Here is a 14,560-nt window from a genome sequence, read left to right on the forward strand (position 1 = left end):
CGAGTACGAAGAAGCCTTCTGGCGCAGCCAGGAGCAAACCCCGCAGTCCGCCTGAACCAATCAAGATCGGACTCTACGAAACTCGGGGCAGCTCACCCACAGCTACGCTGCCGCTCCGGTCACCGGGGCGGCGGCGCGTCTGGGCCACCTGCTGGCACGCGTCGTGTACGTGGACAGCGCCCCGTTCGCCCCGGGCATGCGCCTGCTGGACCTCATGCCACCGGAGGCAGCGGACCAGCTTCGCCACCAGGTCTCCACCTCCGAAGGGGGTTGGCAACTGGAGATGCCGCCCTTCGAGGAACTGGGCTTGTCCAGCAGCCTTGACGGGCTCGATTCGGGACAGCTGGAGGTTCTGCGTGCGCGTGCCACTCCTCACCCGTTCGGCACCTACACCCAGCGCCTCAGCACACCGGCCGAACTCGGGTTCGGCGTGGACCGGGTGCTGATCAGCTGCCGCGACTTCACTGCCCTGCTGGACGAAGGGGTACCAATGCTGGCCTTTCTGAACCAGCCTCCCTGGCGGCGCTTCGACCTGCCCACCGGCCACTGGCCGATGCTGTCGGCGCCGAGCGAGCTGGCCAACATCCTCGATGCGGTCGTCTCCTGACCACTCCAGGAAACCGGGCGCGGCCAGGCGGTGGAGTGTCCGGGCGCCCGTGGGCAGCGCAGTGGAATCAAGTTGGACGAGAGCGGCGCCATCCAGCCCCCTCCCCAGGGGCAGGTTGACCACATCGAGGACTGGTGACCACCATCTCCCACGGCTGCGCACACGCGACCGGGAAACGTCAACCCTACGACAATCGGGCGGGCTTGGGTCTGGCGCGGATCACGGCCAACATCGCCACCCCACCGGCCAGGCCGATGAGGGAGGTGAGCTGCAGCAGTCGCTCGATGGCCGGCCCGTTGCTGGCACCGTTGCCCGAGTAACTGGTGTGACTCGTGATCTCCAACAGCGTCATCGCTGCGGCGACGGCCACTCCACCTGACAATGTGATCAGTGTCAGGACGAGGCCCAGGGCCGCCCCCGTGCGCCCGGCCGGAGCCCACGCCGCAGTGACGACGTTAGTCAGCGACCAGCCGATACCGAAGCCGCCGCCGCACAGCGCGAGCACTATCGCGTACCACCCCAGGCGCTCGGCGTACGCCAATGAGAAGATGCCGACCGCGCTGATCAACATCCCCCAGCCCATGAGGGATTCCGGGTGCCAGCGTCGTGCCAGCCTGACCGCCCCGAAGCTGGCCGCGGCGGTGGACATGGAAAGCGACAGGAAGAGGGATCCGGCGATGGTGGGTGAGACGCCCTGGAACTCCTGGAGGTAGAAGGTGGCCAGCACCACCGTCACACTCGACATGATGTTCACCAGCGCGCCGGAGGTCGCGACCAAGACGATGGAGTGGCTCCGCAACAGCCGTGGTTCGAACAGTGGAATGCTCGACCGGCGCTCGATTGCGGCGAACAGTGCGAGCAGCGAGAATCCCAAACCGAACGAGACCAGTGTTGCCGGGTGATTCCACCCCCAGACATTGCTCTGACCGAGTCCCACCATTGCCGCCGACAGGCCGGCAGCGAGCAGCAGTACGCTGGGCAGGCCAAGACCTCGCGGACGCCTTCTACCGCTGTCCGGGACGAACCAAAGGAGTAGGACCGCAGCCACCGCGCTCAGGGGGACGTTCAGCAAGAACACCGCCCGCCAGCTGATGTGTTCGGCGAAGACCCCACCCACAAAGGGTCCGACGGCGGTTCCGAGCGCACCGGCGGCGAGTACGACTGCGATCGCCCGGTCCTTCCCGACTCCGCGGATCGCGTCGGCCACCGTGGGAACGGCGAGGGGGAAGATCAGGGCTGCCGCACCGCCCTGGAAGATGCGTCCCACAATGAGCCACGTCGGGTCGGGGGCCAGGCTGCAGACCACCGAGGCCGCCCCGAACCCGGCCAGGCCTGCGGCAACGGCCCTTCGGTACCCCCAGAGATCGCCGACCTTGCCTCCGGTGACCAGCAGCGTGCCCAGCGCCAACAGATTGGCGCTCACGACCCAGTGCAGGTTGGTGGGGGTGGTGTCGAACTCGCGAGCCATGGTGGGGATCATCGCGTTGACGGTGAACCAGTCCATCTGCACCAGCACCAGGGCCAGCGACACCGCCACGACGACGGCCCGCGGACGATACGGCGCCCGGGGGCTGCTGTCGCCGAAACCTGCGCCCGCGGCCAAGGCTCGCCCTCCGATGCCTGGATGTCCGATGCCCGGATGATGGGGTCCGAAGCCCCGGTCTCGACTGTGACCACGGGCATCCGATGGTCAGTGCCCGAGGCAGCAAGGACGCCCTTCCGACCGCATTTTAGGTGGACTGCCGGCGATCGCCCGGTGCCATGTTCCCGTGTCGGGCAGCCGGCGCAGCACATCGACGCTCGGCCACCACCCGAATGTCCCTGGCACCGGGCAGCAGCACCACGAGTCGTGCACACAACCATCCGGGGATCGCCCGTGATCGGTGCCCGGATCGAACCTGGCGCGGGAGCGATCGCGGGAGCCGGGCTGAACGGGCGACCACGCGCCGCACCCGCGGCGGTGCCGCCGGACCGTCCGTTGCTCCAGCAGGGTCGGGCGCGTCGGGGCCAGATGCCTGGCTGGCCGCGTCTGGGGCATCGCGCATGAGGGGCGAAGCGCTATGTCAGCTCAGCCTCGCGGGGCTCATAGGCGACGATCCGGAGATCGGGTCCGCGCCAGGGCTCGTCCCCCGCGGCCGTTGGCATCGACTGGAGCTCGACGGCCCCAGCGATCTGATGTCTGTCACCCGCCGGGACGGCACCCTCCTTAACGAACGCCTTCCCCGTGGCTGAGGATCAGCACCGTGCCGGCTGTTCCCGGCGCAGCGCGACGCGGCGAACCTCGCCCGGCCCAACCGGCTCTCATGCTCCCGCACGCGTGTACCCGTGGATCGAGCCCGCGCCAACCTCGTGGCCACCGCTCGGCTCCAGAACCACCCCACGTCATCGGGCAGACCGTACAACCTTCCTGTCCCCTCACGAGTCTCCAGGCGTTGTCCCCGCCAACAGTGCTGGGGCGAGCGAGGTTCCGCCCCGTCACGACGGGCAGAGCACGCCTGACGCGGCACTGGAGTTCAGAAAGGTCCCCGTGCACCAGAAGAGTCTCCTCGCCGCCAGGACTGGTGGTGCCCTGTCCGCAGTCGTCTTCGGTAGCCTGCTGGTCGCCACGCCGCATGCCGCAGCCGCCGACGTCGCCTGCTCGACAAACGTCTACAAGCGGACGTTCTACAAGAACACCTCGTTCTCGGGCTCCCCGGCGAAAACCGACTGCGACGGCGTCATCAGCCAGAGCTGGTCTGGTAGCCCGGCTTCCGGCGTACCGTCGAACAACTTCAGTGTCCGCTGGTCGGTGATGCGCGACTTCGGCTCCGGCGGACCCTTCAGGTTCGCCGCCTCCGCCACCGACGGAGTCCGCGTCTACCTCGACGGCGTCCGCAAGATCGATCTCTGGAAGGGCACCGGCGACACCGCACGCTCCAAGAGCGTCAACCTCACGGTGCCCGCCGGCAAGCACACGCTGCGCGTCGACTACGTGAACTGGACGGGCGCAGCGAAGGTCAAGTACACCTATGCGCCTCGGACTTCGGCTACATACGACAAGACCAAGCCGCTCGCCCCCATCGGCGTCAAGACCTCCTACAACACCACTTCCCGCAAGACGACCGTCTCCTGGTCCGCCAACAGGGAGATGGACCTGGCGAGTTACTCTCTCTACCGGCGTCCCGTCGGCTCCGGCACCTGGACCAGGGTCACGACGACCACCTCCCGCAGTCACACCGATCCCGCCGTGAACCCAGACGACCGCACCCCCTTCTACTACGAGGTACGCGCCAGGGACAAGGCGGGCAACTCCTCTTCGGGCAGTAGGGACACCATTGTCCGTCCGCTGCCGATCGTCAGCTCCCTGACCGGCTCCTACGACAGGGCTACCGGCAAGGTCAGTCTGAAGTGGCCGCTCAACACCGAGACACACTTCGACCACTACACGGTGCTGAGCAACGACGAGGTGGACGGCTCCTACGCCTGGGTTCCGCTCGGCACCACCAAAGGCAACACCTGGACCACGGATCCCATCACCCCTGACGGGGAGTTCCGTCATTACCGCGTGCTGGTCACAAACGATGGCGGCACCACCACCTACAACCCGCACTGGCTCGACGCCACCGCCAGCAACGAACTCTGGCTCGGCATCCCCGACGGCACAGCTCCTGCCCACGCCCCCGACCTGGCTCTCAGCACCTGCACGAATGGCGTCGGGGCTACCGTCACCGACAACACACCGGCCCCGATCCGCGACTTCACCGGTTTCGAGATCGAGCGCCGCGAGGTGGGGACGGACACCTGGTCGGTCGCCTTGCACGGGCCCTTCGACCCACGCCGCACCCCCGCGACGGCCAGCGTCTGTGACCCGCTGCCTGCCGACGGGCGCAGCTACGAGTACCGGGCACGTTCCTATGACGCAGCCGGGAACTACTCGCCGAGCAGCGCGGTCCATGGGGTGACCCGCCCCGCTCGCTGATCGCCCAGGTGAACGCTGCTACGCGCCCCGGCGGGCTTCGGTCCGGCGGAGCGCGTAGCAGCAAGGACGTGCACGTCCCGGCCCCCGCCTTGCGAAGTACCGCCTCTGACGCCGCGCGTTGATCCACCGGGGACGATGAGGCAGTCGTCGAAGACCTGGCCCGCATTCGGGTGGCTGCCGGGCCCTGGCTGCTGCGGCCACGGAGTGTCGGGCAGCCCAATGCAGCTGACGGGGCAGATGATCGGTCCCACCTTCGGTGATCGTGCGACCCAGGGGGCTCCTCCGGCCGGGTCACCAGAGCCGCTGCCTTCCCGCCCGCGCGACGCCGACGGCCGCGCCTTGGCCCACCTCGGGCTCCCACCGGCGCTGCATGACTGAGCCATCGGGAGGCACCATGCGAGTGACCCCATCTGCACCCCGGGCAGTGGTGGCCGCGCTGCTGCTGGTGGCCCTCGCCCCCTGCCCCGCCGTTGCCCGGGACCGCGGGGTCAGCGTGCGAGTGGTCTCGTACAACATCCATGCGGGCGTGGGGGGCGACGAGGTCTTCGACCTCGACCGGCAGGCAGCGGCCCTGCGCCCTCTGGAAGCCGACGTCATCGGTCTGCAGGAGGTCGACGTCCGTTGGGGCGCCCGGAGTCGGTGGCTGGACCTCGCCGCAGAGCTCGGCAGCCGCCTGGACATGCATGTGTCGTTCCACCCCGTGTACAGCTTCGGAACCCGACAGTTCGGGCTGGCGGTCCTGTCCCGGACCCCGGTGCTGAGCGCGGCGAACCACCAGATCAGGCGTCTGCCGCCGCAGGGTACTCAGCCGGCGCCCACGCCCGGCTTCGCAGAGGTCGTGCTGCGGGTGCGCGGCGCGGTCATGCGCGTGTACGTCACACACCTCGACTACCGTTCGAATCCCTCCACCAGGGCGGCTCAGGTCGCCGACATGCGGCGGATCATGCTGCGCGGACCGGGGCCGAGAATTCTTCTCGGGGACCTCAACGCATCTCCCGAAGCGCCGGAACTAGCCCCGCTGTGGGAGGAGCTGACGGACGCCGACCCCGGTGGGCGCTCCTTCCCCGCCACGCGGCCGACGAGGCGGATCGACTACGTGGCCGTCTCCTCGGGCGTGTGGGTGCGAGGGGCTGCCGTGGCCGACGCGCCCCTCGCCTCCGACCACCGCCCCGTCGTCGCCGACCTGTGGCTGCGCCGCTGAGGGCTGGCGCGGCAGAAGACAGCGCCGGCGCACTCCTGCCACGCCCGATGGCCACGAACGCACCGCCCTGAGGCGGGTGGACCGGGCATGCGTACGGCGGTCGAGGACCCGCGCATGTGACCGAGACGCGGTCCTGCCGCATGGCGAAGCGCCCGACGGCCAGCCTGGGTGGGCACAGCTCCCGTGGGCGGCCACCCGCAGTGGGCTCAGGCCTTCAGCTCGACGTTGCCGAGCCGGCTGACCACGGCTGGATCCCGGTGGTCGAAGAACACCGACGCTCCGGTGTCCAAGGTGGCGATGGCCGCCATCTGGTCAGCGTCGAGCTCGAAGTCGAACACGTCGATGTTCTGCGCCATCCGCTCGGCACGAACCGACTTGGGAATCACGACGACGTCTCGTTGGACGAGCCAGCGCAGTACGACCTGCGCAACGGACTTTCCGTGCGTGGAGGCGATCTCGCTGAGCATCGGGTTGGTGAAGAGCTCGTTGCGGCCCTCGGCGAACGGTCCCCAGGACTCGATCTGGACCCCTCGCGCCCTCATGAGTTCCTGGTCAGCGGTGCGCTGGTAGAAAGGGTGGGTCTCGACCTGGTTGACCATCGGGGCGATCTCGTTGTGGTCGCTGAGGTCGACGAGGCGGTCGGCGTGGAAGTTCGAGACGCCGATGGCGCGGGTCAGGCCCTCACGGTGCACGCTCTCCATGGCACGCCAGGAGCCGTAGACATCCCCGTACGGCTGATGGATCAGGTACAGGTCGAGGTAGTCCAGGCCGAGCTTGCGCAGCGAGGCGTCGAAGGCGCTCCTGGCCTTGTCCTCGCCGGCGTCGGAGGTCCAGAGTTTGGTCGTCACGAACAGGTCCCGGCGCAAGATGCCGCTGCCTCTGATGGCGCGGCCGACGGCCTCCTCGTTGCCGTAGGCAGCCGCCGTGTCGAGGGAACGGTAGCCTGCCGCGAGGGCCTCACTGACGGCCCGCTCGGTCTGCTCGGGCGGGATCTGGTACACACCGAAGCCGAGGATCGGCATCTCGACTCCGTTGTTCAGCGTGACGGTCCGCAAGGTGAGTCCTCTCGCGCAGTTGCACTCTTGGCAGTGGCTTCCTCGTTCGGCAGCAGTCGGAGGTGTGGCCGTTCGACGCGTCCCGCTCACGCTGGCCGGGTCGAGGTTCCTCGTCACCGACCCCGTGCTCCTGCCGCCCGCCAAACCCTCCCGTCGTCCATGTCCGTCGTGACCCACGCCTTCGGAGGGGCGAGGTCTGCTCTCCGGGCGATCCTCTCGGAGTCACCGCGACGGCCGCGGGCCGACCCTCGGGGATTGCCAGGACAGGACCTCACCGCAGACGTACCCGCCAGCGTGAGACGTCTGTCGGTCAGTGCTCCATTTGCCGGTCGAATCCGCCGGAGTCGGGGTGGTCGGGCAGCGCCGGCCGCCGTGCACCGCATATGACACCGCACCTCGGTGGCCTGGGATGACTGCGCAGCCTGAGCGGATCCAAGGGCTGCCCCGCAGTACCCGGTGGACCTGCGTGCGGAGTCAGATGTGGTGCGTCGCGAGATGGAGGGTCGCCTTCGCCCCGGGTCTGTGTTCGGGCGATCCGACAACGCGGCGAGGCGCGGTAGCTGACGCCGCACGCGCGCCGGGTATCGCGGGACAGGCCTCAGCCCGCGGTTGGACCGCTGTGGGCGAGGGCGCTGGGGGTGCGACAGCCCACGATCGCCGGGGCCTTCTGCACGAGTTCGTCGTCAGTGACCGCCTCGACCATGAAGAGCGCGAAGTCCACGCGCCGCGTCAGGTCGCTGGCCAGGACCGGATCGCCCACGTGCTCGCTCCACACCGGCAGGCCTTGGCTCTCACCCTCCTCCAAGGAGCTGCCGCGCACCACCGTCCACCGGGTGTTGCTGGCGAACACCCTGCGGCAGGCTTCCACTTGGTCGTCGATCTCGACGAGGCGGGCGAGTCTACCCAGCGCGGCGGCGATCCGGACGCCCATGGTGAACCACCGGGTGTAGGTGTCCTTGCCGTCACGGGTGATATGCCAGCCGCAGGAGAAGACCAGGCGGGCGCCCGGCCGCGCGTGGTCGAGCACCGCCTGCGCCGTACCCGAGGCGTACTGCCGTACGCCCCAGGGCACCAGCACGGTGAGCACCGCGTCACACCCGTCGACTGCCCGCCGGATCACCTCCGGGTCGTCCGTGGGCCCGGGGACGATGGTCATCCGGCCTTCGAAGGCGGCCAGTTTCGGCACGCTCTTGTCTCGGCACACACCGACCACCTCGTAGCCGCGCTCCAGTGCGTGGCGGACCATGTACTGCCCCAGCTTCCCCGAGGCCCCCACGATGCAGACCTTCTTCGAACGATTCGTGCTCATGGCCCTACCCTTCAGCCTGTCGACCTTATGCTGTAAGGCACGCTAGCCTTATGGCGTAAGGCAGTCAAGGCAGTCGAAGAGGAGGGCCGGATGCGCCAGGAGGACAAGGGGCGGCGCCGGACGTCGACGCGCACCCCACTCAGTCGCGAGCGGGTGATCAACACAGCGGTGAAGGTGGCCGACGACAAGGGCGTAGCCGCGCTGACCATGCGGGCCGTCGCAACGCCCCTGGGTGTCGAGGCGATGTCGCTCTACCACCACGTCGCCAGCCGGGAGGACATCCTCGACGGCATGGTGGACGCAGTGTTCGCCGAGATCGACCTGCCGCCCCGGGACACGGACTGGAAGAGCGCCATGCGCCACCGTGCCGCGTCAGCCCGAGCGGCGCTCCGACGCCACCCGTGGGCCGTAGGCCTCATGGACTCCCGCACCCGGCCCGGAGCTGCGACCCTTCGCCACCACGACGCCGTCATCGGAGCCCTGCGCGCCGCAGGCTTCTCCGTTTCGATGGCCGCCCACGCCTTCTCCCTGATCGACAGCTACCTGTACGGATTCGTGATCCAGGAACTGAGCCTGCCCTTCAGCAACTCGACCGAACTCGACGAGGTGGCGCAGGCGCTCCTGCACGAGATGCCTGCGGACGACTACCCCCACCTCGCCGAGCTCATCACCGAGCACGCCCTCAGGCCGGGCTACGACTACGCCGACGAGTTCGCCTTCGGCCTCAGCCTCATCCTCGACGCCCTACACCCCGACGAGGCCGCCGGGCACAGCGCACCGGGCCTGCCGTCCAGCAACGCTCCCGATTCCGGGCCCGCGCACCCCGGCGGGTCAGCTCCTGCTCAATGAGGTGGGCGGGAAGTCCGGGGCGGTCACGGCGCACCGCCCCTCACCCGGATCCGTCTGGGCGGAGCCCCGGGCCACACCGCCTGGCGCGCAGAGCGCACCGTACGCCCGGGCCGTTGCGTCGTACACGGTGGCGGAAGATGCCCGGGCGAGCGGGACACAGCACGTCGCCAGCGGTCGCCTACTGGTCGAGGGTGAACAAGCCGCCGTCCGGGTCGCTCACCGTGGCCCGCAGCTTGCCGCCTTCCCAAGGCTCCGCTTCGGGAACGATGCTGCCGCCGCTCTCAAGGACCTTCGACTGGGCCTCCTCCAGGTCCGGGACCTTGAAATGGACCAGCCACCGGGGCCTCAACTGGGGTTTTGCGGCTGCCGCCTCGACGGGGCCACTGTTCAAGCGCGCGACCGGTCGGCCGTCACGCCGCAAGACGACCTGGTCCTCCTCATAGGAGACCTCGCAGCTGCCATATCCCCCGTCCGACGCCCACTCCAGGACCTCGCCGTAGAAGACGGCGGCGTCGAAGGCGTTCTTGGTGTGCAGTTCCAGCCATGCCGGCGTCTCCCCGTCCCCGACGCGCCAGTCGGACAGCACCTGGCCCTCCCAGATCCCGAAACCGGCCCCCTCGGGGTCAGCAGCGAGGGCCGCCCTGCCCCGCGGAGGATAGGAGACCGGTCCCACGCCCACGGTGCCCCCACGCTCTCGGATCCTGGCCACGGTGTCATCGGCGTCATCGACCGAGAAGTACACCGTCCAGGCGACGGGCACGGCCAGCTCACCGGCCATCGCTCCGATCCCGGCCACCGGTACCCCGTCCATCTCAGCCACGGAGAAGGCCCGCCCGAAGCCGCCTGACCTGAATCTCCAGCCCAGCACCGCCGAGTAGAAGCGCTCGGCGGCCTGCCGGTCGCGCGCCATCAGACTCAACCAGCACGGAGCGCCCACCGCGTCCGCTGCCACGAGCACCACGGCTGCACCTCCCTTCACCCGTCAGCGGGTCGTCCGGCCCCGGCACGGCCCCACAGCAGTTCAGCCACCTTGGGGACGTTTGCCCCCGGTCCAGCGCCGGGTCCGCTGGCCCCCGGGGCGTCCGCAACCCGGGCGGGCCCGGGATTGCCGGCCCACGACGTGGACGGTTTGACCGGTAGGCGATGGGCGGCGGCAAGACTGTCGTACACGGGGATGAACCGGTCCACCCCGGTGACCTCCAGCAGGTGCTTGACGGGCCCCTGCGGGCACACCAGACGCAGCTCTCCCAAGTGGCGGCGGGACTCGTGGTGTCCGGCGACGAGGACACTCAGCCCGCTGGCGTCACAGAACTCCAACCGTCCCAGGTCAACGATGACGTTCGCCGGAACGTACTTGGCGATCACGTCACGCAGCTCCCGGCGCAGCCTCCCGCGGGTGGCGATGTCGAGTTCGCCCGCCACGTCGACCACCGTCCACATGGCGCGCCGGGCGGAAGAGACCACGAGGTATTCCATGGCTCTCCTCCCTCTCGGTCGGGTGGATCACCTCACGCGCCCTCGTGTCCCGCCTTCCGCATACCTCCCGAATACCTGCACATCGGCCCCCGTGAGGGCCCTGCCCGGGGGCGCTTCGCCTGTCCTGTCGCCGCCGCGGGGACGCGAGTCAACGACATGTCCACAGACATTGTCTCAATAACTGGGTAGCTCGCTGGTCCTCCCACTGTCAAGGGACTGCGCCGTCGCGCCGCGCGGTCGAGGGGGCGCAGCGCGTGACCTGGAGGCGGATGAGTACGGCCGGCCACCCCGTCACCCACCCTCACCCCAAAGGGGAGCGCCACTATCACTCACCGTGTTCGACGCATGCCATCGGCACATCGAATTCCCCGTCCTGGCACCGCCGCGCTTCTCACCCGGGCACTTGCGCTCCCTGGAAGGTGTCAGCCGTGGCCACCGCGTCCGGCGGGCGGTCGAGAGTCGGCTCGGCGGCTGCCGAACCTGTCTGCACACCTGCGGCAACCGACGTGGCTGCCGCAAGGGCGACGGCCGCTCCCGGGCCCCCTGAGGACTGGTCGAGCGCGCACTCCTGCTCCTTCTGTGGGTCGGTCGGGGCGGAAACGCGCAGCACGAGGAGCGGCACCGCACCCCGTCGAACGACTCACCCGGTCCATCGCGGAACGGTGTCCTGCAGAGGCCGAGCTGAACCGGCTGGGGTGTCAGTGCCGCGTCGCCGCCGCTCTCCTTCGTGCTCGGAGTCCCTCCTCAACAGACAGATGGGCAAACACCCGGCGCCACCTGGTGTGTCATCGATCCGTTATCGCAGTTTCCATCACGTCTGCCCATGAAGGCCCGTAGGTGCGGGCGCCTTCGAAGCGGCAGCCGGCGCCAGGGCGCGGAACGGGACGCGCCTCGGGCAGGGTCGCACCACATCGCTGATCCCGGAGGGAGGTTGGATCGACAGCGCCCGCGAGCTCGACGGACCCGACACTGTGCCGGCGCAATAGCCCACGCCGACACGCGGAGAGGAAGTGGCGGTCTCAAGAGTGCATTTGACTGCGCCCCCGCGATCGGCAGCTCGGACGGCTTCTTTGGTGGGCGAGTGCGAGCACCCCAGCCACTCTCACCACGCCCGAACCCGCAAGGACGTGTTGCGCCGAGTCGAGACCCCCGAGCCCGTCAGTGCGCCCCAAGGGCCTTGTACCGCCCCCGCAGGAAGGCGTGTGCGCCGACTGGGCGATCAGACGCTGGCCCGAGCGGGCGTCGACATCGACGCCCTACCTTGCTCCGCCGTCACCGCACGGCCACCCGACAAGAGCCCCGTCTACGGAGGCTCAACGCCAGGCGGAACGGCGGACCGCAGGGCGCCCCCTGGCACCCTCAACATGCCTTGTCAGGCGCAGCATCTGACCGGGCGTTCGTGACCGGAAAGGGCTCCCGGCCCTGTGCGGTCAGCCGCGCCGGCCGGGGTCGAGGCGGTCGGCGAGGCCGGCGGCGGTGAACGCCTCGACCAGTTCCGCATAGCCTTCGGTGAAATGAGCCCAACTGTCGTAGTGGACGGGGACGATGCGGCGGGCGCCGAGGATCTGTGCGGCTCGGGCGGCCTGGGCGCTGTCGAGGACGAGGGTGGCGCCGTTGAACAGGACGGGGAAGCGGGGCGCCCCTGCGAAGAGGAGGGCGGTATGGACATCGGTGAACCGTTCGGCGATCTGCCGGACCGCGTCAAGTGAGGCGTTGTCGCCGCTAACGTAGACCGTGGGCAAGTCATCGGCGGTCAGGACGAAGCCGGTGACCTCACCGGTGATCCTTTCGACCTCCTCGCGTGTGCCGGCACCGTGGATGGCGGGCACCCACGTGACCGTGACGCTCCCCCCGTCGGGGCGGCCCAAAGTGAACGACTCGCCGTCCGCCAGGCCCTTGGCTGCGCCGCCCAGGCGCTTCGCGCCGCCGGGTGTGGTGAGGACGTGAGGGACATCGGCGAGCAGGGCCCTGCCGGATCGGTCGAGGTTGTCGGGGTGCTCGTCGTGGGAGAGCAGGACCACGTCGATCGAGCCGAGGCTTTTCGGCTCCGCCGCAGAGGGTGCGGTCTTCGTGAGGGACGGCCCGCCAGGGGTCGCGTACTCACCGGGCCCGTCGAACGTGGGATCGGTGAGAATGCGCAGGCCCCCGTAGACGAAGAGTGCGGTCGGTCCGCCGAAGACGCGGACGGGGAAGGTCTCACTGGGATTGCCGGAGGGCATCACGAAATTCCTTCTCATGGATGGATCGACTTTATCCGTGAGATAAACCTAGAGGGTTCTCACGGATGGAGCAAGCGGTACCATGAGACTCATGCAGGAAGCGATCACCGTGGAGCCAGCTCCGGGCGCCGAGACGTACCCCGCCCTCGACTTCGCCAACAGCGCCGTCACCCTCCCGGGCGGGCAACACCTCGACTTCCTCGGCACGCCCCACGCGGCGAACCGGTGGCTCAACGAACACGGTCTGGCGCCCGCCGACGCGGGCATGCGGGAGATGTGCACCGCTCAGCTGCGAGCGCTGCGCGAGCAGATCAGGGTGCTCTTCGCGTCCCGCGTCTGCGGGCTCCCCGCCCTTCCCGCCGCCGTGAGCGCCCTCAACGAAGCACTACTGAAGGCCCCTACGGTCGAAATGCTCCACTGGCAGGGAGCGGACGCCCCGTATCGAGCCGCACCCCACCCCACGACGCAGATCGTCGAACACGCCATGGCGGCCCTCGCCGACGATGCCGCTGACCTGCTCACCGGCCCCGACGCGGAACGCCTCACCTCCTGCGACTCAAGTCCGTGCACGCGCTACCTCCTGCGCCACGGGCGTCGCCACTGGTGCTCGACCCGCTGCGGAGACCGTGCCCGGGCCGCCCGCGCCTACGCCCGCCGCACCCAAGCACAGCCCGACTGACCTCCACCACGTTCCGTCCTGCCTCCTGCGCAGCGCCACAGGTAGACGTCTTGAAGGGCACTCAGCCCGTGAGGACCGCGGGCTTGCCCTTGCTGCGCGGCCGGACCTCGACCAGCTCGCCCCACACGACCATCCGGTGGGTGCTGGTGAACTCGGGCGTACAGGTCGTCAGCGTGATGTACCGGCCGGGCTCGGTGAAGCCCGATCCGGGCGGCACGGGTTGGATCACGCTCACGTTCGACGGAGACGTCTGGGGAAGTATGCTCGCCATCTCGTACGTGTAGTAGGCGTCACTCGTCTCGACGACGATCGCGTCGCCCGGCCTGAGGCGATTGATGTAGCGGAACGGTTCCCCATGGGTGTTGCGGTGGGCGGCCATCGCGAAGTTGCCCTCCTCGTCCTCGGGCATGGCCGATCTCAGCTCGCCCTCGGCCTAGTGACCCGCCATCCCCCGGTCGAGCACCTGGTGCTTGTCGACGCCTTCGGCGACGGGTACGACGACGTCCAGTTCGGGGATGTGCATCACGGCGAACCTCTGACCGGGCCTGAAGTCGTTGGCGCTACCACTGTCCTTCCAGCCCTGTTGGATCCTCCTCGCCACCGTGCCCGCCTGCTGACCGGCCAGCACGTTCGTCCACCAGAGCTGGTACGTGACGAACAGGAGCATCAACACACCCACGGTCAGGCAGAGTTCACCGATCGCCCGACTCGCGAGAACCGCAGGCCCCTCCCTGGCGGCACGCGCCGCCCGCAACGGGTGATGCTGTGGTCAGGCGTGGCGCCCTGCCCGGCACGCTGGCGGTCCTGGCCAGAGTCGCCCCCCGTGCACTCCCTCCTCCGGCCGTTCGCCGTGCTCTGCGCCGTCCTCGTCCTACCGGGGTGGCGCCTGGTCTCCACCCATGGTCTGCCCGCAGCGGGCGGACCTCCCCGATCGCCCGGCCGATCATGGAGGATCCCACTTCGTAGAGCACGCCCAGCGCCTCATGGGTGAGCGCGGTCGGCAGACGGACCAGTGTCACCAGGAGCCGGTCGGTGAAGACCAGTTCGCATTTCGACCCGGCCCCACCTCCCGCCGACGGTCGCCCTCACGTCGACCGTGACGCCCGGACTCGCGGCGCGCTGCCCAGCGCGGGGCGAGTTCCGCGGCCAACTCGACCAGATGCGCCCCGCCCCCAAGATCAATCGCAGGTCGCTTCGTTAGGGTCGA

The 14,560-nt window shown here is 69.1% G+C and carries 12 protein-coding genes and 3 pseudogenes; 6 read left to right on the plus strand and 9 right to left on the minus strand.

Annotated elements, in window-relative coordinates; translation table 11 throughout:
* The first annotated feature begins 169 nt into the window (after positions 1 to 169).
* Positions 170 to 607 (plus strand): hypothetical protein, encoded by a 438-nt coding sequence (locus tag ACFYMC_RS25890; protein WP_388529373.1) that lies wholly within the window; start codon positions 170 to 172, stop codon positions 605 to 607.
* Between the two features lie 184 nt (positions 608 to 791).
* Here ACFYMC_RS25890 and ACFYMC_RS25895 read toward each other — a convergent pair whose 3' ends face one another.
* On the minus strand, positions 792 to 2,210 hold the full coding sequence (locus ACFYMC_RS25895; protein WP_388529375.1) for an MFS transporter: 1,419 nt from the start codon (positions 2,208 to 2,210) through the stop codon (positions 792 to 794).
* Positions 2,211 to 2,728: 518 nt separating this feature from the next.
* Between ACFYMC_RS25895 and ACFYMC_RS25900 the strand changes: the two are divergent.
* From ACFYMC_RS25900 to ACFYMC_RS25910, 3 genes and pseudogenes are all read left to right on the plus strand, one after another.
* Positions 2,729 to 2,839: pseudogene (locus ACFYMC_RS25900) on the plus strand (cupin); the annotation flags it as partial.
* A gap of 295 nt (positions 2,840 to 3,134) precedes the next feature.
* Positions 3,135 to 4,565 (plus strand): PA14 domain-containing protein, encoded by a 1,431-nt coding sequence (locus tag ACFYMC_RS25905; RefSeq protein WP_388529377.1) that lies wholly within the window; start codon positions 3,135 to 3,137, stop codon positions 4,563 to 4,565.
* 394 nt (positions 4,566 to 4,959) lie between these two features.
* Complete coding sequence (locus ACFYMC_RS25910) at positions 4,960 to 5,766, plus strand: endonuclease/exonuclease/phosphatase family protein (RefSeq protein ID WP_388529379.1); 807 nt, start codon at positions 4,960 to 4,962, stop codon at positions 5,764 to 5,766.
* 206 nt (positions 5,767 to 5,972) lie between these two features.
* On the opposite strand, the gene ACFYMC_RS25915 is transcribed toward ACFYMC_RS25910, so the two are convergent.
* A complete protein-coding gene (locus tag ACFYMC_RS25915) occupies positions 5,973 to 6,821 on the minus strand; it encodes an aldo/keto reductase (protein WP_388529381.1) in 849 nt (282 codons plus the stop codon).
* 598 nt (positions 6,822 to 7,419) lie between these two features.
* Complete coding sequence (locus ACFYMC_RS25920) at positions 7,420 to 8,130, minus strand: NAD(P)-dependent oxidoreductase (protein WP_388529382.1); 711 nt, start codon at positions 8,128 to 8,130, stop codon at positions 7,420 to 7,422.
* Positions 8,131 to 8,220: 90 nt separating this feature from the next.
* On the opposite strand from ACFYMC_RS25920, the gene ACFYMC_RS25925 reads away from it, so the two are divergent.
* Positions 8,221 to 8,979, plus strand: coding sequence for a TetR/AcrR family transcriptional regulator (locus ACFYMC_RS25925; protein ID WP_388529384.1), 759 nt, complete (start codon positions 8,221 to 8,223; stop codon positions 8,977 to 8,979).
* Positions 8,980 to 9,157: 178 nt separating this feature from the next.
* On the opposite strand, the gene ACFYMC_RS25930 is transcribed toward ACFYMC_RS25925, so the two are convergent.
* The 4 genes from ACFYMC_RS25930 to ACFYMC_RS25945 all read right to left on the minus strand — a co-directional run bounded on the left by ACFYMC_RS25930 (position 9,158) and on the right by ACFYMC_RS25945 (position 12,674).
* Positions 9,158 to 9,940 carry a VOC family protein gene (locus tag ACFYMC_RS25930; RefSeq protein ID WP_388529386.1) on the minus strand — a complete coding sequence of 261 codons (783 nt, stop codon included), beginning with the start codon at positions 9,938 to 9,940 and terminating at the stop codon, positions 9,158 to 9,160.
* Between the two features lie 14 nt (positions 9,941 to 9,954).
* Positions 9,955 to 10,455, minus strand: coding sequence for an STAS domain-containing protein (locus tag ACFYMC_RS25935; protein WP_388529387.1), 501 nt, complete (start codon positions 10,453 to 10,455; stop codon positions 9,955 to 9,957).
* Between the two features lie 391 nt (positions 10,456 to 10,846).
* On the minus strand, positions 10,847 to 11,077 hold the full coding sequence (locus tag ACFYMC_RS25940; RefSeq protein WP_388529389.1) for a hypothetical protein: 231 nt from the start codon (positions 11,075 to 11,077) through the stop codon (positions 10,847 to 10,849).
* 808 nt (positions 11,078 to 11,885) lie between these two features.
* Positions 11,886 to 12,674: an MBL fold metallo-hydrolase gene (locus ACFYMC_RS25945; protein ID WP_388529391.1), complete on the minus strand. Its 789-nt coding sequence runs from the start codon at positions 12,672 to 12,674 to the stop codon at positions 11,886 to 11,888.
* A gap of 91 nt (positions 12,675 to 12,765) precedes the next feature.
* Between ACFYMC_RS25945 and ACFYMC_RS25950 the strand changes: the two genes are divergently transcribed.
* On the plus strand, positions 12,766 to 13,353 hold the full coding sequence (locus ACFYMC_RS25950; RefSeq protein WP_388529392.1) for a CGNR zinc finger domain-containing protein: 588 nt from the start codon (positions 12,766 to 12,768) through the stop codon (positions 13,351 to 13,353).
* A 61-nt stretch (positions 13,354 to 13,414) separates the two neighbouring features.
* On the opposite strand, the pseudogene ACFYMC_RS25955 reads toward ACFYMC_RS25950, so the two are convergent.
* Both ACFYMC_RS25955 and ACFYMC_RS25960 read right to left on the minus strand, forming a co-directional pair.
* Positions 13,415 to 14,243: pseudogene (locus ACFYMC_RS25955) on the minus strand (class E sortase); the annotation flags it as partial.
* A 69-nt stretch (positions 14,244 to 14,312) separates the two neighbouring features.
* Positions 14,313 to 14,372: pseudogene (locus ACFYMC_RS25960) on the minus strand (hypothetical protein); the annotation flags it as partial.
* Positions 14,373 to 14,560: the final 188 nt, after the last annotated feature.

It is taken from the genome of Streptomyces sp. NPDC006879 (assembly GCF_042869595.1).
Taxonomy (GTDB): Bacteria; Actinomycetota; Actinomycetes; order Streptomycetales; family Streptomycetaceae; genus Streptomyces.

What these genes read in the sequence shown, in the direction of transcription:
- ACFYMC_RS25925 (WP_388529384.1), top strand. Translation starts at nt 8,221, where the DNA reads ATGCGCCAGGAGGACAAGGGGCGGCGCCGGACGTCGACGCGCACCCCA.
- ACFYMC_RS25920 (WP_388529382.1), bottom strand. Translation starts at nt 8,130, where the DNA reads ATGAGCACGAATCGTTCGAAGAAGGTCTGCATCGTGGGGGCCTCGGGG.
- ACFYMC_RS25935 (WP_388529387.1), bottom strand. Translation starts at nt 10,455, where the DNA reads ATGGAATACCTCGTGGTCTCTTCCGCCCGGCGCGCCATGTGGACGGTG.
- ACFYMC_RS25950 (WP_388529392.1), top strand. Translation starts at nt 12,766, where the DNA reads ATGCAGGAAGCGATCACCGTGGAGCCAGCTCCGGGCGCCGAGACGTAC.
- ACFYMC_RS25910 (WP_388529379.1), top strand. Translation starts at nt 4,960, where the DNA reads ATGCGAGTGACCCCATCTGCACCCCGGGCAGTGGTGGCCGCGCTGCTG.
- ACFYMC_RS25945 (WP_388529391.1), bottom strand. Translation starts at nt 12,674, where the DNA reads ATGCCCTCCGGCAATCCCAGTGAGACCTTCCCCGTCCGCGTCTTCGGC.